The sequence below is a fragment of the Embleya sp. NPDC059237 genome, from assembly GCF_042754105.1.
In the GTDB taxonomy this organism is placed as follows: Bacteria; Actinomycetota; Actinomycetes; order Streptomycetales; family Streptomycetaceae; genus Embleya.
Map to the genome: position 1 here is coordinate 81,222 of NZ_JBHZAE010000028.1, position 20,861 is coordinate 102,082.

The following is a 20,861-nucleotide window of genomic DNA, read 5'->3' on the forward strand; positions in this document are numbered from 1 at the left end:
CGGCTGTCCCGGCCGTGAACGCGCGCTACGCGTTCCGCTCTACGTCTGTGGCGAGGCGATCGCTCCACCGATTACGTCCGGTCACAGGGCGCCGGTGCGTCTCCATCTGCACGTAACGAGTGGTTCCTGTTCGGTGTCGCCGTCGTGGTGGTCGCAGCCGGCCGCGTCGATGGTCGGCAGGAAGCGGGTCATGGCACTGGTCGGCGCCGACGGTCCCGGTTCCGTGCAGTGCGCGTGTGCGTCGGGGGTCAGTGGGGCGTGGTGGTGGGGACGGCGGTGCGGATGGTGTCGATCATGGCGCGGACGCCGGGGATGTCGGTGTCGGAGGAGTTGACGCGTACGAGGTGGTCGCGGTCGGCCCAGGTGCAGGAGGAGTATGCCCGCCGCGGCGGGGTGCGACTGTCGGGTGCGGGTTTGGCGGGCAGGTGATCGCAGGTGATGCGGCCGCCGTTGCCGGGTTCGAGGATGTGCTGTTCGCCCGGGTCGAGCGGTACGCCCTCCTGCATCTTCTCGATCCTGTCGGAGAGTTTCGCGAACACGTCCGAGGCGGGAGTGGGGCCGCGTTCGGCGGTGACCACCACGATGCGATTCGGGTGGGGGTCCGCGCCGTCCTGGATCGGGTACAGGTAGTAGGCGCCCTGACGGTCCATCATGTCCGTGGCGCCGATGAAGGCGATGTAGTCCCGTAAGACGAGGACGGGTTCACGGTCCACGGCGCCGTCCAGGCGCACGGTCGGGTCGGCGCCGCGTCCGTCGGCCACGACCCGGGTGGCTCCCGCGAGCACGGGCGGCAGGTCGGCGAGCGGCCGCGCCGAGGACGCGTGGGTGCAGGCGAGCGAGGTCGTCGCGGTGACGAGGGCGGCCGAGGCCGCGAGGGCGGAGAGCGCGGGACGGGGCAGGGGCACGGGACCTCCGGGTCGGGACGGGAACGCGGCCGGGGGCGGGAAGGCCCACGACGCGCGAGTGTGTGCGGGAGAAAGGGTCGGGCCTGGCGAACACGTCCCGGGCGCCGGTCTACGTCCTGCGACCGTCGTGTGTCGTGTCCGTGCACGCGGGGCGCGCCGGAGCGTGGCCGGCGAACGCGGAACCGCGGACTCCCGGCGCGACCCTGCACGGCGGGCCCGCCTGGACGTCGGCCACGTCCACCGTATCCCTAAACCCCCCGCCGATGCCCGGGAGTTCGCCTGCGAGGAGAGGCCCTGCGATGTGCCGTCGCACCGCGGCCGGGGCCGGCGGCCACCCCAAGGGCCGGGGTTTTCGCGCTCTGTGCGCAAACGGGCGTAGGCCTTGCGGACGACGTCGTCGGGGTTCTCCAGACCGCCGGCGTCGTGGCCCCAGCTCGAGTCACTCCAGAAGTACCGCGCGAGTCGGCGGGCGCGACGCGCCTCCATGTACAGGTTGTAGGCGCCCTGCCGGTCGAGCATTGTCGGTGCCGCCGAGGAAATACGAGTATTCCCGCAGTGCGGTCACGGGTCTTCCGTCGCCGTCCAGGCGTCGGGAGAAATCGGCGCCGTGTCCGTCGGCCACGATCCGCGTGGCTCCCGCGAGGACCGGCGGAAGATCCGCGAGCGGCCGGGAACCGGGCGTGGACGCCTGCGGCGACAACGCCCACTGGTGGAAGGTCGTATTCGAGTTCTGTTGAATGTGGTCGCGTCCCGGCCCCGGATCGGACCCCGCCATAGTTCACGAGTTCGGGGTACGGGGACTGTCTTCGACCGGGGCACCGTACGCAAGTCGCGACGGTGCGAACGGGATTCGATTCGTGGTGTGGTCGTGCCCCCGATGCGGCGATACGGGCCAACGGGCACTGTTCGGCTATCCTGGATACGTAAGAATCCGTCAATTACCGTTCGATCAGTGGCCGTTCCTGCCTAGTGGCTTCGGTGCTCTGCGAGGCTGGATCCGGGGCTGTGAACAGGATGCACGCCCCGTGGCCGGCTTCGTTCGGAAGGATCACACTCGTGCACGACAGTGGCTGTGGATGCGACCGGGACAAGGGTGAACGCCGGGCTCGACGACGGCGAGGGCTGCTGTCGGCGGTGATCGGAGGCGCCGCGCGTGCCGTGGCGGCGTGGTTGATCCTGATCCTGACCAACCACGACTGAGGGACGAAGGACGTCCCCGGCCTCCGAAGGCCGGAAGTCGGAAGCCGTTCCGCTGGCGTGTGTCCGCAGGAGGCGCGGGCACGGAAGGAAACCGTGATGCCGCCGATTACGATGCCCGACACGACACAGTGTCCGGACGGGCCGCTGCGCACCTTCGTCCAGGCCCTTCACGAGCTGTACCGCCACGCGGGTAGTCCGGGCACCAGGGCGATGGCCACGGCCATCACGAACGACCCCGACTCCCACGGGACTCTCTCGCACCAGGCGATCGCCGACCTGTTGCACGGGCGAAAGGCCCCGGGGTGGCAACGCGTCGACGCCGTGGTGCGGTTGCTCGCACGATGGTCGGTCTATCGACCCGATCCCCAAGAGACCGCGGAACGCCTTTTCGCGCTGTGGGAGCACGCAAAAGGCGTTGCCCATTCGGCAGTCCCGGCCCCGCCACCGGCACCACGGGCACACCCGAGTGTGACAACGACGCCGAACGAGCCCCAGTCACCACCCCACGTCCCGCCCCCGCGAGGCGACGCCGGAGCCGCTCCGACTCCCGCCCCACCCGGGACGCGCGTAGGTGCGGCCACCGCCACGCGGCCACCGCCCCGGGCCCGGGTCCCCACCCTGCTCCCTCCGCCCACCCCCCGGCCCCGATACGAAACCTCAAGGCGACCGCACTGCTTCATTCAACCGGCCGCGCTGTCCATGACCGACGTCCACAAGATGTACGCCGACACCATCGCCACCCCGGTCGATCTCGCCGCCCACACCGACCTGCTGGGCCCTCGACTGGCGGGTCAACTGCGATGCCTCTTCCCCTCCGGGCGCGCCGCCCTGTGGGGCGTATCGCGAGGGCGCAACGACGCGAACGTGAAGAAGGCGGTCCGCATCGAGCCGGGGAACCAGGCGTTCTTCAGCGGCGACAGGAAGCTCTACCTCAGCGGACAGGTCGCCGCGACCTTCCGCAATCCGCAACTCGCCCGCCGCCTGTGGGGCGCGGACACGGACGACAATACCTGGGAGTTCATGTACGCCCTGAACGGAGTCCGCCAACATCATCTGCCCATGGACGAACTCCGAGAACTCCTCGGATGGAAGCCCGCGCGAAACGTACAGAACCTGACCCACCTCAGCGAGGTCGAGAGCGCGCTGCTGACCGAACTTCTCCAACTCGACCCGCCGATTCGCCTCGATCCCGAACCGGTGCCCGACCGGACCCCCCCGGACACCGATGCCGATACGCACTCCGAACCCGACCTCGCATCCGCCGGTACACGGGTTGCAGACATGCGGGAAGACGTCCCGGCCCGAACGTCCACGTGCGCGCTGTGCCAGCTTCAGCTGCCCGCCGGCGTCCTGCGCGTACACGCGGTGAAGTCACACTTGGCCTGTTCGCAGGAAGAACGGGAAAGTCCCGACAATGTGATGCCCCTGTGCGCCCTGGGATGCGGGGAACTGTTCACCCAGGGGTACCTGGCGGTTGCACCCGGAGGCGACATCCAGGTCAGCCCCTACACCACCAAAAATCCGATCCTCGCCGACTACGTCCGACGAAACCTCACAGCGCCCCGAACACCGTGGTGGACACCCGAACGAGAACCGTTCTACGCCTGGCATCGCGAGCGCGTCTTTCGGCTTCCCCCCACGGCGTGACCCAGTGCTGGCGGCGCGGGTCCTTACGACACAGCATTGGACGGCGAGTAGTTGGTCCTGGTCGGCGACGACGACCCGCCCTACCCGGGCGGAGTCGCCCTCGAATCGGACGGCTGCGCCTGGCAGTACGGCCGCTCCCACTACGAGCACGCGGATCTTCCGGACGACTGGCTCCATTGGGCCGGCCCTGCCACTGTGCTGCCCCCGACTACGAGAAGACGTAGAACGGCGCGGACCCGCGCCTGCTCGCCGCCTACGCCGCCGCACCGCCGCGCACCTGGACATCGCCTGGTCCTGTGAGTGGGCGGTCCGATCCGGCCCGGTCCGGGCTGCCGCATAGGGCAACGACCCGCGTCGAACGGAGTGTGGTGCGCGCCTCGTCGCCCTCGGCGGCCCCGTCATGCACCATCGCGGCGGCCTGCGGCAGGAAACGGGCCCGGTGCGTCTCCATGTCCCGCCGCACGGTGTCCAGGTCGACGCCGAGATAGTTCTGCCAGGTGGCCACCGCGACCTCCAGCGAACCGAAGACGACCATCGCGGCCGTCACGAGAGTCGCGGCCTCGCTCACCAACGCTTCGCCGGTTCCCGCGGCTCCCACGCGCGCGCGTCCGATCATCCAGCGCCGGCCGTGGGCAGCCCCGGACAGGAGCCGATACGGCGCGGGAAGCCATGTGGGCATCGCCGCGCGTGCCTGCTCGGTGATGTTGACGTCCATCGCCGCCTTGTCGCCGTCGGCCTCGTAACCGACGAGCTTGCCGGAGGTGTTGAACCGCTCGCGCACCCGCGCGTCGGCGAGGACCCGACTCGCGCCGGACTTCGTGTTCGCGGTATTCGCCGCAGCGCCCGGGTGGCCCAGGGCCTCGGCCATCTTCTCCATGTGCCCGATGTCCGTGCGCCACAGCCCCGCGAGCCGCGCCAAGCGCAGTCCGCCGGCGATCGAGGAATCCAGCAGATAGTGGTGCAGGAGAACGTTCTCCATCACGGTGCGGCTCAACGTCAACGGCGCCCACACAGGCGCGGGCGTCGCGAGGACGTTCGCCTCCACCGCGCGGGCGTGGTCGAGCGCGTTGTCCCAGAACAACCGCGTCACGTCCAGCAACAGGTCGAGCAGCGACATCCGTGCCGCGCCCACGACATCCGGCAACGCCCGATGGGCGTCGGCCTCGCGCTTGAACGGGGAGTCCGCCGCGAGATCCGACCGTTCCGAAAGACCGTTCCCGGCCAGGCGGTGGAAGTCGCCCAGCGCCTGCGCGACGAAGGCGGCGAACTCATCGGTGATCGGCACCGCGAAGGGCACGAATCCGGGAGGTGCATCTTCGATCATGGCCGGAGCCTAGGCTCACGCACCCACAACCGCCGGTCGATTTCGACCGACCGGGAACGGCGCGCGGTACGCCGCGCGGCGCGGTGGACACCGGGGTTGGCGCGGGGGACGACGAAACCGGCTACGGACGGCGCGGGCCCGGTCCGGCGTACGCCTCACACATCGCGTGCGAAGCCCGTTGCGGCAAACCCCCCTCGCGACGGCGGCGCCGACCGCACAATACGAGCGTGAGTCTGACCGGCGAACTGCGGCACACCGATTCCGACGTGACACGATTCTTCACCACACACCTGCCCGACGCGGCCCGCGCCGCCGCCGCCCTGCGCCGCTGGGCCACACACCTGCCCCCACCGATCCGCCCGGCGGCCGGATGCACCACACCCGCCTGGACACTCGGACACACGATCGACCACCGCATCCGCGTCACCCTCGGCACCCCCTACGGCGACCCCATCCGCTACGGCATCAAACGCCACCACCCCCACACCCCCGCCACACGGGAGGCGATCCAACGAGCCGGAACCCGACTCCTCGCCGAACTCGACGAGTTCACCGGCGCACCGCTGCTCCTGGACGGCGCGGACGGGGACCGGCTGATCCGGTTGTGCGTGATCGCCTCCTACTTCGAGCACGTCTACCGCTCGGGTGGATGCGACCGCGGCGACCCCCTCGACCGGGCCGGCCCCGACACGACCCTGGACACCCTCCTGGCCGAGGTCACACCCCAGGCGGTCGACGACATCACCGCGCAACTGCGCCTGGCCGAACCCCGCGAGGCGTTGGGATGGCTGGTCGGGCAACCGGTGGAGTGCGGGCCGGTGTTCGCCGGTAGCGCGCACATCGGCGGGGCCGACGCGGACCTGCTGTGCGCGGGCGAGTTGATCGACTGCAAGGCGACGACACAACCCGACCGGCTCGGCGCGCGGGAGCTGTACCAACTCGCCGGATACCTCCTGCTCGACTTCGACGACCACCACCACATCCGCTTCCTGAGCCTGTACCTGTCCCGTCAGGGCGCCTCCCTGGGCTGGCACGTCTCGGAATTCCTGCCCCTGCTCGGCGCCACCGCGACCCTGCGCGAACTGCGCACCGCCCTGCAGGACCTCCTCGTGCCGGCCGGTGAACGCGTCGCCCCCGGCCCCGACCCGGCGTGGGCCACACCCTGCCCGAAGTGCCGCGCCGCGCCGGGGAACGGATGTGTGACGCCCCGAGGCGTGCCGGCCCGTGCGACACACGCTCCGCGCCTGGCCGTGGCGATCTGACGTCGAGGGTCGTTCGCGAGTCGGTGCCTCCTCGCCGTCGGGCGCTACGGCGAGGGGAGTGGTGCGGAGTCCCGGCGGCCGATCACCCGCCGGTGGGGTCCCGACGGCCGGGGCGTTCGTTCGTCGCTTTCGGTGGCGTGCTCGGGAACCGCGTGGGCGGCCGAGGCGAGGCCGCAAAGGTTCGTCGGCACGCCGGGGCCAACCGGAGCAACGGCGCTGAGCGGCCCACGGCTCTCGAAATGGTTGCCCGGCCGGCGCCCGAAGACCTTGCCTAGAACAGGGTGCATGCTGCGGCTCGAGGGGACCGGCAGGGTTCGCCTGCCGGTGACCGGCGGGGTGGCGGCTCGACCCGGGGATCAGGTCGGGTCCGGGGGCGGGAACGAGTCGCCACCAGCCCGGGTATTCGGCGCCGCACGTCGGGCAGCGCGATGTAGAGCGCGGAGATCGGCCCCGGGGTCGTGGTGGGCCGGGCGTGCAGGTTCCGTCCTTCGACGACGGTGACCAGATCCGCCCACGGGTTCGGGCAGGTGCAGTCGGGCGAAGGTCGTCCCTTCGGGGGTGTGTTCACGCGCCGGTCCCGTCGTCCGGGGGCGTCCGGGCCGGCGGCGCGCCATTCGCGGGGCTTGCGGCCGAGGGCCTGTTCCACTTCCGCGACGTCGGCGTGGTCGTAGGTGGTGCGGACGCCGGAGATGGACATGCCGCTGGCGTCGGCGAGGTTGACGAGTCGATAGGGGCGGGGTCGGGTGAACTCGCGGCCGTACGCGACCAGGCGGCGGATCTCCGTTTTCGCCCGGTTGCGCCGCCACGTGGCGGCGGCGATCGCCGACAGCAACGGCTCGTTGTGCTCGGCGTCCGCGTCCGAGGCGGCCTCGAGGTGGAGCATCACTTCCTTCCGTGTTGATTGACATGGAAGTGGGCTCTGGCACGGGAAGCGTGAACCGGTGACCCTGGGTGAGAAATCTGGCTCAGTTGGGGTTGAGGATTCGTAGGCGGATTAGATCGAGGTTCGCGCGTCCGTACATCTGCCGCTTCAGGTATTTGATGCGATTCACGGCACCCTCCGTCGGGCCGTTGCTCCAAGGCAGTGTGAGGCCCGCGACCACGGCTTGCCGGTCGAGTTGCAGGCCGGCGGCGAAGCGGTGGAGCAACGGGAGGTCGTCGGCCCGCACTTGTTCGACCCATGCGGGCAGGCCATTGCCTCCCAGGTTCCGGATCATGCTCGCGAAAGTCCCCACGTGCCTGCGGGCGGCAGCCAGTTCAGGGCAGCGGGCCAGGATGTCCTTGAGCGCGACGGCACTGCCCGAGGTCAGGTTGTCGGGGTCCGACATGATCCATCCGGTGACGCGGCGCGGCTTCGGCGGTACCGGATCGGACGAAGGCGGTGTTGCCAACGTCCGCAGGCGTGCCATGTACCGGTTCACCGTCCGCAGGCTGCCCCGCCATCCCAAACCCTGAAGCTCATGGTGGAGCGTCGTGGCGTTGGCACAGCCCGAGTTCCACCGTCGGACGATGTAGGGACGGAACCGATCGAGCTTGGCGTCTCGGTTGAGCGTGGGTACCAGCAGCTCGTCCGCGTCGGCTGCGAGCGCGTAGCGGCGCACGGTGCGAAAGGCCAGGTCGAGTCGGCGGCTGATCGCGTTGAGGGACAGCCCGTCGGCACGCAGTTCCTGGACCGCTGCGTAGCGCTCTCGCATGCGGGCCACCAGCGGACGTTCCTGCCCGCACACGTCGAGGCACTGCTGTTCGGGATCAAGCCGGTCGATCGCCGACGGCAGCAAATCCGGCTGGTCCGCGTCCGTGACCACGGCGGGTTCGCGCAGGCACCCGCGGTGGGCGACGACGGTCTTCTCCACGGCCTCGCCGAGGTTCTGCCACAGGTGAAAGCGGTCGGCGACCTGCGTGGCGTCCGGAGCACCCTGACGCGAGCCGTCCTCGTAGGACGCGGCCCGGTCTCGGCAGATGATCTCCACACCGGGATGCTCGCGCAGCCAGGAGGCGAGGGTCTCGGCGTCGCGTCCGACGAGCACATCGATCGGCCGGTGGGTCCGCATGTTCAAGATCACCGTGGCGTACACATGTCCCCTTCGCAGGGCGAAGTCGTCCACGCCCAGGACGTCGGGCGTCCCGAAGTCCGGAGCACCGTGCGCGCGGATCAGACGCAGCATCGTCATCCGGCTCACCACGACTGCCAGTTCCGCCGCGAGCCTGGCCCCCGCGCGACCGGCCAGCGCCAACGCGATCGACAGCAACATCAGGCTCAGCCTCGTGCTCCGCCGGCGACGAGGCCCAGCCAGGCATTCGGCCTGCTCGGCGAATGTCCGGCGCGGGCACGCCCCGGCACGACAGAAGAACCGGCGGACCAACAGAACCAGCACCACCGGCCGCCCTGCCACCGGAGCGTCGGCTATGCGCCGCTCGTACCGACTGTGCACCGACGTCGAGACCTCGCCGCAGTCAGGGCACAGCGACTCGGGCGTCCGCAGCCTGACATGGGCTCTGACCTCCGTGTCGTCTCTCTCGAACCGCTCGATCACAAGGCCAGCGAAGTGGGGGAACAACGTCTCAAGGTTCAGTAATTCGCACACCTGACACAACGACGCGCCCTCACCCAGGGTCACCGGTTCACGCTTCCCGTGCCAGAGCCTGGAAGTGTCAGCGCGTTTTGACAGTCGTTGTCAGCGGTTCTGCCACGAGCCTTGTCAGTACGGATGCCAGGGTTGGGTGGAGCGATTCGGCGGGTGGGAGGTCGTCCGGCTCGAACAGGCCGAGGCTGTACTGGACGTCCGCGCTGAGACTGATCCGGGCATCGCCGAGCACTTCGTGGCCCTCGATCTCGGGCGGGTGGCAGGCGAGCCGGCTGGCGGTGATCAGGTTCGCCGGCAGGGGCTATGGGTTCACTCTCGGTGATGATCGCTGCGATGGCCTGCGCCTCGATCGGGTCGAGTTCGCGGCGCCGACCGCGTTGGCGGGCGGGGTTGCCCGACGGTGGGGCGGAGTCGAGCTGGTCCATCATGTGGGAGGTGGGCAAGGCGACCGTGTCGTGCGCGGAGGTGGCGCGTGCAGGGCATGCGTGTGGGGAGTGGTCGGGACAAGGCGCGGCCGATGTCAGTCTTCGAGAGCCTCGTCGAGGAGCCGGCGGCGGATCTCCTCGGCTTCCCCCGCTCGACCGAGCCTGTCGAGCAGGTCCGCCCGTACCTCTCGCACAGCGCGTAGACGCTCGGCGAACACCCCTGGTGACTTTGAGGCCAGACGGCGGTAGATCCGGGCGGCTTCTTTGATTGCGGCCAGGCCCTCCTCCCGCCGACCCACCTTCCCGAACCAGACGGACAGGTTGTTCAACGACGTGGCGAGGTCGGGTTCGTACGCGGCGGGATTCGCCTGTGCCAGACGACGTCGGATGGTCACCGCTTCCTCGATCGCGGCCAGGCCCTCCTCCCGCCGACCCACCGCCCCGAACCGGTTCGACAGGTTGCCCAACGACATGGCGAGGTCCGGCTCGTACGCGGCGGGATTCGCCTGTGCCAGACGACGTCGGATGGTCACCGCTTCCTCGATCGCGGCCAGACCCTCCTCCCGCCGACCCACGTCCCCGAACCAGACGGACAGGTTGTTCAACGACGCGGCGAGGTCCGGCTCATATGCGGCCGGATTCGCCCGCGCCAGACGACGCCGGATGGTCACCGCTTCCTCGATCGCGGCCAGGCCTTCCTCCCGCCGACCCATCGCCTCGAACCGGTTCGACAGGTTGTTCAACGACGTGGCGAGGTCGGGTTCGTACGCGGCCGGATTCGCCCGCGTCAGGCGGCGGTAGACCTCGGCCGCTTCCTCGATCGTGGCCAGACCCTCCTCCCGCCGACCCACCTCCGCGAACCGGTTCGACAGGGTGTTCAACGACGCGGCGAGGTCCGCCTCGTACGCGGCCGGATTCGCCCGCGTCAGGCGGCGGTAGACCTCGGCCGCCTCCTCGCCCGCGGCCAGACCCTCCTCCCGCCGACCCACCGCCCCGAACCGGATCGACAGGTTGTTCAACGACGTGGCGAGGTCGGGTTCGTGCGCGGCGGGATTCGCTCGCGCCAGACGACGGCAAATGTCGAGTGCGTGTTCGTCGGCGGTGAGGGCTTGTCGGTGGAGTCCGGCGTTTGCGTAGCGGTTGGCGAGGGTGGTGTGGAGGCGGGCTTGGTGGGCGGGGTCGGTGGTGATGGCGAGGCGGTGGAGGGTGAGGCGTGCGGTGAGGGCGGCGATGCCGGGGTCAAGGTCGGTGTGGCGGCCTTGGGGTAGGTGGGCGTGGACGGTCTCCAGGATTTCCACGGGCAGATCGTCGAGGGCTGCGAGGGCGGCCAGGGCTGCGCCGCCGGCGTGGAGGGCGAGGTCGGGGCGGGCGGTGAGCAGGGGTGCGAGTTGGGTGGTGGCGAGGTGGGGCCAGCGGGCGGCGGCGGCGATCAGGACGGTGAGGGCGGATCGGGTGATGCGCTGTTCGTTGTGGGTGTGCGTCGTGGCGTCGGTGTCGGGTGCGCGGTGGAGGAGGCGTGCGGGGGCGGTGGTGGTCCAGGGGTCGGGGGTGGCGTGGGGGAGGTGGTGTCCGGGGGTGGTGAGGGCGAGGAAGTCCTCGGCGAGGCGGTCGGGGTACAGGGGTTCCAGGACGGTGCCGGCGTGGGGATCGGCGGGGGGATACGCGACGGCGTGGTCGGTCAGGGCCCGGTCGGTGGTGTCGCCGGTGCAGGCGCCGATCGCGGTGAGCGCGGCGTGGCCGGCGTCGTAGGGCAGTGCCCCGGTCAGGGCTGCGGTGTACACGGTGCGGGCGAGGGTCTCGGCGGGGACGCCGATGCGCCCGTTGGCGTGCAGGGTCCGCCAGTGGTCGCGTTCGCGGTCCAGGAGGTAGCCGGAGATCCGGCCCGGCGCGTCCAGGTCCGTCGCGGTGCGGGTGCGGTGGGCGTCGACGGCGGCCACCGCCGCCATGTGCACGGCCAGCACCTGGCCGAACCGCCGGGGATCGCCCAACGCGGCGGGCGCGGGGACCCGTTGCGGATCGGGGACGTCCAGGGCGGCGGCGAACCGGTCCCGCGCGGCGGCGAACAGGGCGGCGGAGTCCGCGCTCGGGTCCCGCGTCAACGACGCAAGCGGCAGGACGTCGGTGTCCAGGTCGAGGCGGTCCAGGCGATGGGCCAACGTCTGCCACCACAACCCGGCCGGACGCGCCACCAGCAGCACCCGCACCCGACGCTCCTGCGCGGCCGAGTGGGCGAGCAGCGTCAGCAGGTCGTCCACCGGCCACCGTTCCGCGTAATCGACCACCACCAACACCCCCGCCGCCGGGTCACCGAGCCCCGAGGAGGCGTCCGCAGGAGTGGGGTCGGCGGCGTGCCGCGCCTGCACCACCTCCCAACCCCCGCCGCCGGTACGGGTGGCGGCGGCGAAGCGGGCGGCGAGACGTGTCTTGCCCTGGCCGCCCGGCCCGTGCAGCAACAACACCGACACCGCACCCGCACCGTCGCGCCACGCGGCCAACCGCGCCAACTCCGCGTGGCGGCCGGTGAAGTCCACCAACGCGTAACGGGCCTGCAACAACCGCGCCGGCTGCGCCCGCGCCTGTGCCACCGACGGCGCCGCACGCTCCATAGGGAAGGCGTCCACTCGGTACAGCGCCCGCTCCGCTCCGGTGTGCGTGGTGACGTGCACGTCCCCGGTGACACCGGAGACCTGGGCCACCGGCCCGTACACCACCGACCCCGCCACCCACTGCCCCGAACGCGCCAGCACCGCACCACCCCGCCCGGCAACACCCGCCCCGGGAGCCGGCGGGGTGGTCCGTCGGGACCACCAGCACGACCGGCGGCCAGGGCCGGTCACGGACCCTCGTCGATCTCGACGTCCCCACCGGTGTTCCGCACCTGATCCACCGGACCACCGACAGCGCTGTCGCGCACCCGCTGCCCGTCGCCCGCCGGCGGTGTGCCGCCCACGGGCGGCACACCGGGCGCACCCGGCGGTGGCCCGGCGACCCCCGGGCCACGGCGGGTGATGCGCACACTCCCGCCGGTATCCGACACCTGCGCGATGCCGGCGCTTGTCACGCTGCCCTCGACCGACTGGCCACCAGGCGAGGAGCGTTCACGACGCACCCCCGCCATCGACACCACCAGCCCGGCCAGCGCCACGAACAACCCGAGCACGCTCGCCCACTTGTCCGCCTCGTCCAACCCCACCACCGCGAGATACACCGCCAACCCCACCAGCGCCGCACCCGCCACCATGCCGCCCACCCATGCCCACGACTTGGCCGTCATCCCCCCATCGTCCGACCGCCGCCCCCGCCACTAACCCCACTTGCACCAACGGTGACCCGCCCGTAACACCACCCGACCGGCAATGCCCACCGGACCGAAATCAAGACGACGACCACACCCCCGAACCGCCCTCCCTGCCTCCCGAAACACACGAAAGGGTGAATTCGACGTCGCCGTAGCCGTTCTCGACTCCGTCCTCGGTGTTGAAGACGACGCGGGACTGTAAAACTAACGGCTCTGCCTCACTTCCGGTGGTAGCTCTGCGTGTCACGAGAGCAGGATCCGGTGGCGGAGTAGATCGAATCCGGCTCGTCCGTGCATTTGCCGCATGATGCGTTTGGTTCGGGTGTTGACTCCTTCGGTGCGTCCGTTGTGGTGGGGGGTGGTGAGCGCGGCGTCGACTGCTGCGCGGTCGAGTTCGAGGCCGTTGGCGAAGGCGTGCAGGTGGCCAAGGTCGGACGCACGAACTGCGGCGATCCATGCCGTGAGCCTGGTGTCGTTTCCCTGAGCGGGGGCCAGGAGAGAGGCGAACTCGGCAATGTGGGTGCGGAGTTGTGTCATCTCGGGGCATGCGGCGGTGAGGTCTCGGATGAGGTCGGTGTCCTTCTCGCGGCGGTTGTCCGGGCGGGTGAGGAGAAGGCGGGCGAAGCGCCTGGGCGTGATCACGGGCCGGTCGCCCTCGGCTCGGCCCTGGGTGATGTAGCGGTGGAGGAGGTTGAAGCTGCCGGTGTAGCCGAGTTCCTTGATTTCCTGGAAGAGCTGGGTCACGGGCACGGCGGGGTCGGTTGCGCGGCGTGCGCGCAGATGGTCCCGGTAGGGGTCGACCAGCGTCGGCCGGTAGCGTGGGGCGCGTCGCAGGGCGTCGGGTTCGCGGGTGCGTGCGTACCGTTTGACGGTGTTCAGGGACACGTTCAGCCGACGGGCGCATTCAAGCAGGCTGACGCCCTTGCCGAGCAGGTCGTGGACCCGATGCCGGCGTTCGCGGGTGGTCTGCTCGTGGACGCCGCCGGGCCGGGGCGGGTTGACGGTGGCCCGGCACGAGCTGTGCGAGCGGACCTCGGCAAGCGTTTTCTCACAGAGGTTCCGCCATAAATGCCACCGATCGCTGACCTGCACCGCGTCGGGAAGCGCACGGCGTGTCGCCTCGGCGTAAGCGCCTGAGCCGTCCCGGCAGACGATCTCGACGCCCGGATGGCCTCGCAGCCATCCTTCCAGCTCGTCGACGCCGCGGCCGGGCAGGACATCAATACGTTCGCCGGTCTCGGCGTCGGTCGGCACGGTCGCGTAGCGGTGGCGGCGCTTGAGCGCGAAGTCGTCCACGCCCAGGACCTGCGGAACCCGCAGCGGCGGCAGCGGGATTGCCGCCAGGACGCGCAGCGCGGTGCACCGCGACAGCCCCGCTCCGAGCGCCTTCAGCGTCCGTGCGCCTGCGCGGCCTGCGAGTTCCCGCACCACGGCACGGACTTGGGTGAGCAGCCGCATTGTCCGCCGCTGATAGCGCTCCAGCACGCCGGGGATCTGCTCACGGAATGTGATGCGGAGGCAAGCCGATGTGGGGCAGACAAGGCGACGGAGCCGGGCGACTATGACCACCCGTCGGCCGTCGACGGGCACGTCGGTCACCGTGCGTTCATGAAAGGCGTGCACCCGACCGGTCCGACCGCCGCAATCCGGGCAATCCACCGGATCGCCAGGCGTCCGGGTGCGCACTCGGATGACCTCGCCCCTGTCCGCAACCTCCTCGACCACCAGCGGCGCAAGACCTGAAAACACCACGCCCACAAGCTCGTTCGCACTCAGCACTCGAACATGATCACGGAATCACACTCCGCTACCACCGGAAGTGAGGCAGAGCCGTTCGATTTACAGACCCCGGGGAGCAGCGGGAGGAACCAGGTGGTCCACACCTCGGCGGCGGCGCGGGCGTCGCAGATGCGGATGCTCAGGGACGCCGGACGTGGGGTGTAGGAGCCCTGGAATAGCCACGGTCCGATGGGGAACCACACCTTCGAGGAGGGGCTCTTTGTGAAAGCCCTCCCCGGCGCTCCAGTGGGCGTCGGGTCGTTGTCCGAGGGAGGCGACGACGTCCTCGAGGGTGATGTCCCACGGTTGATCCGGGGTCGGGGCGAAGAACCAGGGGGTGGCGTAGCCGGCGGGGTCCGTCGTCATGAGGTCGTTCTTTCGGCATCGGCAGAGGCTTCGACACCCCTCGGTGGTGTGATTTCGCGCCGCGCGGCACGACCTCGCCGACTTCGGCCGTTGACGGACCCATCGGCTGCCGGCTGGCTTCACGTCGTGTGAGGGAGGAGTGGCTTCGTTCACTTCTGATCGGGTCTGGGGTTCCGTGGGCCGAAACGGAGGGGCCGCGGTATCGGGTGCGATGGTTTCGGGTCAGAAGGGCGGGTCGTCGGCGTAGCCGCCCCAATCGCCGAGGTTCTCGCGCGTGGCGCGGGAACGGGCGTAGGTCTCGCGGGCTTCGACGTCGTCGGGGTTCTCCAGAGTGCTGACGTCGTGGCCCCACTTCGTGAGCGCGCCCAGTGCGCGGTCGCGGGTGTAGCGGTCGGTGCCGGTGATGAGCAGGCGGCGGGCGTGCGCGGCGAGTTCGTCGTGGTGGTCCGTGAGGTCGGGGTGTTCCGCGAGCGGGATGGCGGCGAGGACGGCGGCGTCGCGCACGGCGGGATTGTCCGCGTCGAGCAGCGGCCGGACCGCGCGGAACAACCGTGGGCGAAGGTCCCGGAAGGCGCGCATGTCCGGATCGTTGTCGAGGTAACGGCCGTCGAAGGCTCGGTTGCCGCAGGCCACGGTTTCGTCGTCGGCGTCGAACGCCGTGTCGTCCAGCCAGTTCAGGAGTACCGCGCGAGTCGGCGGGCGTGACGCGCCCACCTCTGTCGCGGTGTCGTCCTCGCCCGCCGCGATGGCCGGATGATCCAGGATCGCGGCGACGAACCGCGCGACGGGCACGGTGGCTTCGTAGATGGTGTTCTGGTGCCCGATCAGCGCCTCCTCCGCGGCGGCCGCCCGGACCGCGGGGTTGACGTCGAGGAGTCGCGTCAGCGCTGCGGGCAGGAACCCGCCGCTTCCCTGCGGGGCCATCAGGGAAGCCCAGTCGGTGTTCTCCAGGATCACCCGGTGTTCGGGCACCGCCTCGGGCGGCGGACTGTGGGTCACGGGCGGAGGCTACCGCGTTCGGGAGACACGTATCCCGGCCGCACGAAGCGCGGCAGCGGCGCGGTCCGATCACCCCCGCGACCCCCGCAACCCCGCCGCGCCGAGGGAACGCGGACGCTCGAGCACGAACTCGTTCCTGCTGTCCGGCGAGAGCGTGTGGAGCCCCGCGGCCACCGTCGAGATGGTCTCCCCGGGCGGTGACGTGGCCGTGGCGTACGAGTACCGACGCGGCATGCGCCTGGTCCGCAACGGCCAACACATCAACGACGCCGTCCGGATCGGCGCCCGGGACATCCTCGACGAGGAACGCATGCCGGGCGGCGAAGATCCCCACACACTGCTCCCCCCGCTTCTGGATCGACAACACGTCGTTCGTGTGCGCCGACGCCGGCGCCCTCATGCGGGTGACCCTCGCGCCCGACCGCGCCTCGGTGACCTCGGTGGTCCCCCTCCTGCCGGCCAACGACCGCGCCAACACCGACGCCACCCTCGCCCCGGACGGCAACACCGTGCTGTTCCTCTCCCGCGCCGGCTCCGGCAACCCGATCCTGTACCGGATCCGACTCGACGCCCCCGGAGCCGTCCCGATTAAGGTCGCGGACATGCCCGTGCCCGAGATCACCGGTGGTGGAGGCCTGCACGTCCACCTGGTCGCCGCGCAGTGACACCGACCCCGCGACGTTCGCCAGGCCGTTGGGTCGTCGAGCGGGTGGGCACGAGGGCGTTCGTTGACGATCGGCACGGATTCCTTGCGGAACCGCTTGCGCTGCCACAGCGCCGGCGGTGGTTTGAGATGGTCGACGACGCGGTCGGCCGCAGACGACGCCGAACAGCGGTGCGGGTCGGCGCAGCATCGGGTTCGTGCGCCGGTGCCCGGTAGGCGGTAGCCGGGCGTATCGGGTCCTCCGGCGGCAGTGCCCGCGGCTGGCCCTTGCCGGGCGTCCTGTGTGTCGCAGTGCGGTCATCGGTTGCCGAACCGGCGTGGTGTGGGCCCGTTGAACGAGGGTGTCCGGGACGGCTCCGAGCTGTGATCACGTCGGCCACGGCGTGGTCATTCCACTGGTTCGGGTACCTCCTGCTCGAAGGCGGTGCGGCAGCGATCCACCTGGTCGGCCACCAGTTCCATGAACCAGCGCATGATCTCGTAGGGGATGACGTGCTCGTCATGGCTGTGGATGTGGACCGTCGGTTCCAGTTCGGGGTCCTCGTCGGGAACGAAGGCCACCAGGAAGGCGGTTCCCGGCAGATGACTCTGCGCGTCGGGGGTCTCGGTCCACGCGGTCGGTGCGGGCTCGGCCTCGCTCAGTTCCACGGCCCACGAGTCGTCGGGCAAGGCGTAGTGGAATTGGACGGCGTAGTGACGGCCTGTGTGTTCTCGTAGCTCTGTCGGCATGAGGGCAGGCTGCCACGGTTCGCGGTTGCAGGCCCGGGATTTTCGGCCGGGCCCGTCGGCGGGGCAGGGCGCGGTGCCTCCGTGACGACTCTCAGGTTCCGGTGGCGTCCAGGGGGTGCGATTGTCCCAGTCCGCCGGTGAGGACGGTGGCGGGTGCGTCGGGCGTGTCGGGGACCAGGATCAGGACACAGGCGAGGAAGGTGGTTCTGATGGTGGTGAACGGCTTGTCCCGCCCCAGGAACGCGATCGTGCGAGGTGTGGTCGCCGTCAGGTGTGTCTCGGGCACCAGTGTCTTCGTCTCGATCGCCTTGTCCAGGACGCAGGGGACCAGGCGGGCGCCGGAGGCGGTCCGGAAGACCTGCCGGGTGAGGGGGCGGGCGGTGACGGTGGTGGTCTGCGACATCCGCTCGTCGCGATGGGCGTCGTCCTCGATCCGCTTGCGCAGGTCGGTGGTGTAACTGCCCGGCGCGAGACGGGCCTCGGACGCGGCGGGGCCGGCGGGCACCGACATCGCGGCGGCGTACCGTTCGCACACCGCGCCCGCGCCGGCGTTGGTCGCGGTGCGCGCGGCGCCGGAGGGGTCCCGTGCCACGTCCTCGAACTTCGGGCGGGCCTGGCGTTCGGGGCTCGCGCTCGCCGTCGCGGGTGGGTCGCCCACCCTTGCGTAGGCGGTGAACACGGCCTTCCACGCCGCGCCGGGCGTGTCCTGGACGAAGTGGACGACGGCCTTGTCCTCGCTGTCGGCGTGGGTGGCGGCGACGGCGACGAACGTGCGGGGATGGCCGCTCGCGCGAGGGATCCAGAACCGCGGGTCCAGGTGGGTGAAAGGCTCGGAGGGTTTGCGGTCCGGTATCAGCCGGTCGGCACGATACCCCGCAAGGGACGCCTCCAGCAGTTCGCCGCCCTCGACCCCGGCGAGGCGGTTGCCGTCCAGGGCGGCGTTCGACGCGTTGTTCTCGGTGTCGTAGCGCTCCAGGACCTGCCGGGCCTCGGCCTCGGAGATCACCGGCGGGTCGGGAGCCGGCGACACCGCCGACGCGCTCGGCACGGGCCTGGTGTCCCCGCCGCCCGACGAACAACCCGCCACCGCACATCCCACCGACACCAACACGGCCACCGTCGTACCGAGACGTTCGACCCATCCGCGCATACGGTCCCCCCGAACTCCGGCCCGTCATCGACCAGTCCACACTCCCACACGGCTCCGACGACATGCCGGGCCGCCGGGGCACGGACGACCCGCGCACCACCGACGGCACGTCGAACCCGCCCGGCACGCCGCGACGGCTACCGGAGCGCTGCGCGCCCGTGGCGTGACCCGCGGACGCGTGGGGTCGCTAACGTCCCACTTCGTCGGCCAGGTGTCGGGCGGTGATCTCGATCGTCGCCTCGTGCTTGTCGATGCGGGCCGACGCCGTGTCGAACGGCTCGTCCGGCAAACCCAGTTCCTTGACGCGGGCCGCGCAGCCGGCGACGCAGGCCCGGGCGGCGTGCAGCACGGACCGGGTCAGGGCCGCCGCGGTCGCCAGGTCCGCTCGCGCGGCCGGGTCGTCGGGGGACAGGGCGATCGCCTCGTCGGCGACGCGCGCGGCCAACACGACCAGCCAGGAGGCGTGTTCGGCCTGGAACCGCAACCGCAGCGCCAACGTGTCCCGCGCGGCGATGTCGTCGCTGGCCCGCTCCAGAGCCATGTTCCCCAGGGCGACGCCGTTCACGACCTCGGACATCTCCACCGCGCTCTCCCGTGCCCGGTAGCGCGGTCCCGCGCAGGTGCCGCCGGCTCCCTCCACCAGCGCCGCGGCCGCGGCCAGGGCGAACGCGGCGACGTGCGGCCCCCGCGCCACACCCGGATCGGGAAGCGCCCACGACCGGAGCATCGCGCCGAACGCACGGGTGCCGTCCGGTTCCCGCTCCAGATCGTCCTCCAGGTCCATGCAGTCCTCGACCGTGACGGGATCGGGGTTGCGCGTCCAGCGCGGCTCGAAACTCATACCGCGAACGTAGACGGGGAGTGTCCGCTTCCGGGGCCGGAACGGCGATTCACCACTCTCCGGGGATCGCGACAGGCGTGTGGTCGGACTCCAGACGCGCCTGCCGCAGGTGTTGCCCTCGAAGGGACGGGCCGATACCCGGAGGCGGGTGGCCGAGGTGCCGGCCGTGCGCCAACGTGTGGCCGTGTCGGTTTCCGTGGATGTCGTTTCGACGCGGGTTCGGGAGCCGCCTGCACCGTTACCAGCGAGATCCATGTCGCTGTGAAGTGCTGTCACCACTCCCAGGTCGCGGGGCTCGCAGTGGGGGATCGACAGCGAAAATTGGCGGGCTCGGGCCATGGGACGAGGGCTAGGTTGGCGCCGTGCATCCGATTCGGTTCGAGCCCGACCAGCGCCATGGCACCCGTGTCTACCACTACCTCCCGGGCGACGACGTGGTCGTGTCCAGGCACTGGCCGGGGCTGTCCGGGGAATGGCCCGAAGACGAGACGCCGTTTTCCGAGTGGGCTGTGAACAACAACAACATGGAGGAAGTCGCCGTCTACGTGGGGCTGGTCTGGCGCCTGACCGCCGGCCTGGCCCGCTATGCGATTCCGGCGTACTACCTTCACGACGCCGCACGAACACTGGGACGTGATCCGGTCCTCGTGGACTGGGAGTACGAGGTCGACGCGGAGCAGGTGACCGCCGCGGCGCGGGACAACGGCTTCGTTCCCGGGAGTGCGACAAACACGTTCCTCCGGGGGCCCACCGGGTGGGAGGGGGAGAGGATCGGCCGTGACGGCGCGGGCCTGTTCCCGCTGGCGACCCCGAGGGACCTGGTGTCCGCGCTGCACGCCGTGCTCCTCGACGCGTCCTCGGAGATCACCGTGTTCGCCGTCGCCCCGGGAGCCGAACGCTTCGAGCGTCTGACCGCGGCGTTGCGCGGCCCGGTGCGGCCGGTCCCGGCCGATGTCCTCGGGGACGACGGGATCTTCGTCGACCTCACGATCGGCTCGGACGTGGGCAACCACGACTCCATCATCGTCGCGTCGCAGACGGATCCACGGGACCGGCTGACCGGCCTTGCCGCGGACAGCACGAAGCGGGTCGAGTCCTACGAGCAGCGGCTGGGCGAACTCCGCAATGTCCCGGATTTTCTCCGGGCGATGCCCACGCTCGCGGGCGTGACACTGGATGCCTCCTGACCGAGACTGCTCCGTGCGTCGGTGATGTTGACGCGGAGCCGGCAGGCTCGGGCGCGTCTGCGTGCCCGAGGGTGTCTGTTGCAACGAAGTCATTCTGAAGGATGTCGGTCGACCCGGCGGACTGTCTTCGTTGAGATGCGGGGCCTTCAGTCGAGTTCCTCGCCGGGGGGAATGAAGGCGTCGGCGCCATAGGCGTCGTCGACGTGTCCGTGGGCGTCCATGGTGATGGGGGTGGCGCGCCCGTTGGACGTGACCAGCCAGGCGAGTACCTGTTCCGTCAGCGGAGTTTTGCCCGGGCCTTCGTCGTTCCAGTGGGCCCGCCATCCGCCTCCCGGCACTGCCGCGACGACTCGGTTCGCCGGTTCGAGGTGGGAGAAGTCCTCGTAGTCGGTGACCGGGCGCAGTGCGCCGCGCTTGGTGTCGACCACGAGGGCCGTGCCGGAGTTCGGGTCCCAGCCTTCGACGTTCCGTTGCCGACCGATCTCGGTCTCGGTGCCGGT

At 70.5% G+C, this 20,861-nt stretch carries 17 protein-coding genes; 5 read left to right on the top strand and 12 right to left on the bottom strand.

Going from position 1 to position 20,861, the window contains the following annotated elements:
* Positions 1-248: 248 nt before the first annotated feature.
* Positions 249-905 carry a hypothetical protein gene (locus ACFXKZ_RS48730; protein WP_380013660.1) on the bottom strand — a complete coding sequence of 219 codons (657 nt, stop codon included), beginning with the start codon at positions 903-905 and terminating at the stop codon, positions 249-251.
* Positions 906-1,961: 1,056 nt separating this feature from the next.
* On the opposite strand from ACFXKZ_RS48730, the gene ACFXKZ_RS48735 reads away from it, so the two are divergent.
* Together ACFXKZ_RS48735 and ACFXKZ_RS48740 are read left to right on the top strand one after the other, a co-directional pair.
* A complete protein-coding gene (locus ACFXKZ_RS48735; RefSeq protein ID WP_380013663.1) occupies positions 1,962-2,105 on the top strand; it encodes a hypothetical protein in 144 nt (47 codons plus the stop codon).
* 699 nt (positions 2,106-2,804) lie between these two features.
* A complete protein-coding gene (locus ACFXKZ_RS48740; RefSeq protein WP_380013666.1) occupies positions 2,805-3,752 on the top strand; it encodes a hypothetical protein in 948 nt (315 codons plus the stop codon).
* Between the two features lie 253 nt (positions 3,753-4,005).
* On the opposite strand, the gene ACFXKZ_RS48745 is transcribed toward ACFXKZ_RS48740, so the two are convergent.
* Positions 4,006-5,076: a hypothetical protein gene (locus ACFXKZ_RS48745; protein ID WP_380013669.1), complete on the bottom strand. Its 1,071-nt coding sequence runs from the start codon at positions 5,074-5,076 to the stop codon at positions 4,006-4,008.
* A gap of 227 nt (positions 5,077-5,303) precedes the next feature.
* Here ACFXKZ_RS48745 and ACFXKZ_RS48750 point away from each other — a divergent pair, with 227 nt between their 5' ends.
* The gene (locus tag ACFXKZ_RS48750; protein WP_380013672.1) at positions 5,304-6,338 is read left to right on the top strand and encodes a hypothetical protein; all 1,035 of its coding nucleotides are present in this window, start codon (positions 5,304-5,306) and stop codon (positions 6,336-6,338) included.
* A 271-nt stretch (positions 6,339-6,609) separates the two neighbouring features.
* On the opposite strand, the gene ACFXKZ_RS48755 is transcribed toward ACFXKZ_RS48750, so the two are convergent.
* The 6 genes from ACFXKZ_RS48755 to ACFXKZ_RS48780 form a co-directional block, all read right to left on the bottom strand.
* Positions 6,610-7,221, bottom strand: coding sequence for a hypothetical protein (locus tag ACFXKZ_RS48755; protein WP_380013675.1), 612 nt, complete (start codon positions 7,219-7,221; stop codon positions 6,610-6,612).
* An 82-nt stretch (positions 7,222-7,303) separates the two neighbouring features.
* Positions 7,304-8,956 carry an ISL3 family transposase gene (locus ACFXKZ_RS48760; protein ID WP_380013678.1) on the bottom strand — a complete coding sequence of 551 codons (1,653 nt, stop codon included), beginning with the start codon at positions 8,954-8,956 and terminating at the stop codon, positions 7,304-7,306.
* Between the two features lie 487 nt (positions 8,957-9,443).
* Positions 9,444-12,095, bottom strand: coding sequence for a tetratricopeptide repeat protein (locus tag ACFXKZ_RS48765; protein WP_380013681.1), 2,652 nt, complete (start codon positions 12,093-12,095; stop codon positions 9,444-9,446).
* 86 nt (positions 12,096-12,181) lie between these two features.
* Positions 12,182-12,622 carry a hypothetical protein gene (locus ACFXKZ_RS48770; protein WP_380013684.1) on the bottom strand — a complete coding sequence of 147 codons (441 nt, stop codon included), beginning with the start codon at positions 12,620-12,622 and terminating at the stop codon, positions 12,182-12,184.
* Between the two features lie 267 nt (positions 12,623-12,889).
* Positions 12,890-14,395, bottom strand: a complete 1,506-nt coding sequence (locus ACFXKZ_RS48775) for an ISL3 family transposase (RefSeq protein ID WP_380013708.1) — start codon at positions 14,393-14,395, stop codon at positions 12,890-12,892.
* 618 nt (positions 14,396-15,013) lie between these two features.
* Positions 15,014-15,790 (bottom strand): hypothetical protein, encoded by a 777-nt coding sequence (locus ACFXKZ_RS48780; protein ID WP_380013687.1) that lies wholly within the window; start codon positions 15,788-15,790, stop codon positions 15,014-15,016.
* Positions 15,791-16,164: 374 nt separating this feature from the next.
* Between ACFXKZ_RS48780 and ACFXKZ_RS48785 the strand changes: the two genes are divergently transcribed.
* On the top strand, positions 16,165-16,455 hold the full coding sequence (locus ACFXKZ_RS48785; RefSeq protein WP_380013690.1) for a hypothetical protein: 291 nt from the start codon (positions 16,165-16,167) through the stop codon (positions 16,453-16,455).
* A gap of 386 nt (positions 16,456-16,841) precedes the next feature.
* Here the strand turns inward: ACFXKZ_RS48785 and ACFXKZ_RS48790 are convergent, their stop codons facing one another.
* The 3 genes from ACFXKZ_RS48790 to ACFXKZ_RS48800 form a co-directional block, all read right to left on the bottom strand.
* Entirely contained in the window at positions 16,842-17,183 is a 342-nt protein-coding gene (locus tag ACFXKZ_RS48790) for a hypothetical protein (RefSeq protein WP_380013693.1), read from the bottom strand.
* 91 nt (positions 17,184-17,274) lie between these two features.
* Positions 17,275-18,333: a hypothetical protein gene (locus ACFXKZ_RS48795; RefSeq protein WP_380013696.1), complete on the bottom strand. Its 1,059-nt coding sequence runs from the start codon at positions 18,331-18,333 to the stop codon at positions 17,275-17,277.
* A gap of 187 nt (positions 18,334-18,520) precedes the next feature.
* A complete protein-coding gene (locus tag ACFXKZ_RS48800; RefSeq protein WP_380013699.1) occupies positions 18,521-19,174 on the bottom strand; it encodes a hypothetical protein in 654 nt (217 codons plus the stop codon).
* A 362-nt stretch (positions 19,175-19,536) separates the two neighbouring features.
* Between ACFXKZ_RS48800 and ACFXKZ_RS48805 the strand changes: the two genes are divergently transcribed.
* The gene (locus ACFXKZ_RS48805; protein WP_380013702.1) at positions 19,537-20,361 is read left to right on the top strand and encodes a hypothetical protein; all 825 of its coding nucleotides are present in this window, start codon (positions 19,537-19,539) and stop codon (positions 20,359-20,361) included.
* 146 nt (positions 20,362-20,507) lie between these two features.
* Here ACFXKZ_RS48805 and ACFXKZ_RS48810 read toward each other — a convergent pair.
* Positions 20,508-20,861, bottom strand: a 354-nt coding sequence (locus ACFXKZ_RS48810) for a hypothetical protein (protein WP_380013705.1), incomplete at its 5' end; no start/stop codon positions are given.

Excerpts from the sequence above, each read along its gene's own strand:
- ACFXKZ_RS48740 (WP_380013666.1), top strand. The coding sequence starts at position 2,805 with ATGACCGACGTCCACAAGATGTACGCCGACACCATCGCCACCCCGGTC.
- ACFXKZ_RS48745 (WP_380013669.1), bottom strand. The coding sequence starts at position 5,076 with ATGATCGAAGATGCACCTCCCGGATTCGTGCCCTTCGCGGTGCCGATC.
- ACFXKZ_RS48755 (WP_380013675.1), bottom strand. The coding sequence starts at position 7,221 with ATGCTCCACCTCGAGGCCGCCTCGGACGCGGACGCCGAGCACAACGAG.
- ACFXKZ_RS48770 (WP_380013684.1), bottom strand. The coding sequence starts at position 12,622 with ATGACGGCCAAGTCGTGGGCATGGGTGGGCGGCATGGTGGCGGGTGCG.
- ACFXKZ_RS48790 (WP_380013693.1), bottom strand. The coding sequence starts at position 17,183 with ATGCCGACAGAGCTACGAGAACACACAGGCCGTCACTACGCCGTCCAA.
- ACFXKZ_RS48795 (WP_380013696.1), bottom strand. The coding sequence starts at position 18,333 with ATGCGCGGATGGGTCGAACGTCTCGGTACGACGGTGGCCGTGTTGGTG.
- ACFXKZ_RS48800 (WP_380013699.1), bottom strand. The coding sequence starts at position 19,174 with ATGAGTTTCGAGCCGCGCTGGACGCGCAACCCCGATCCCGTCACGGTC.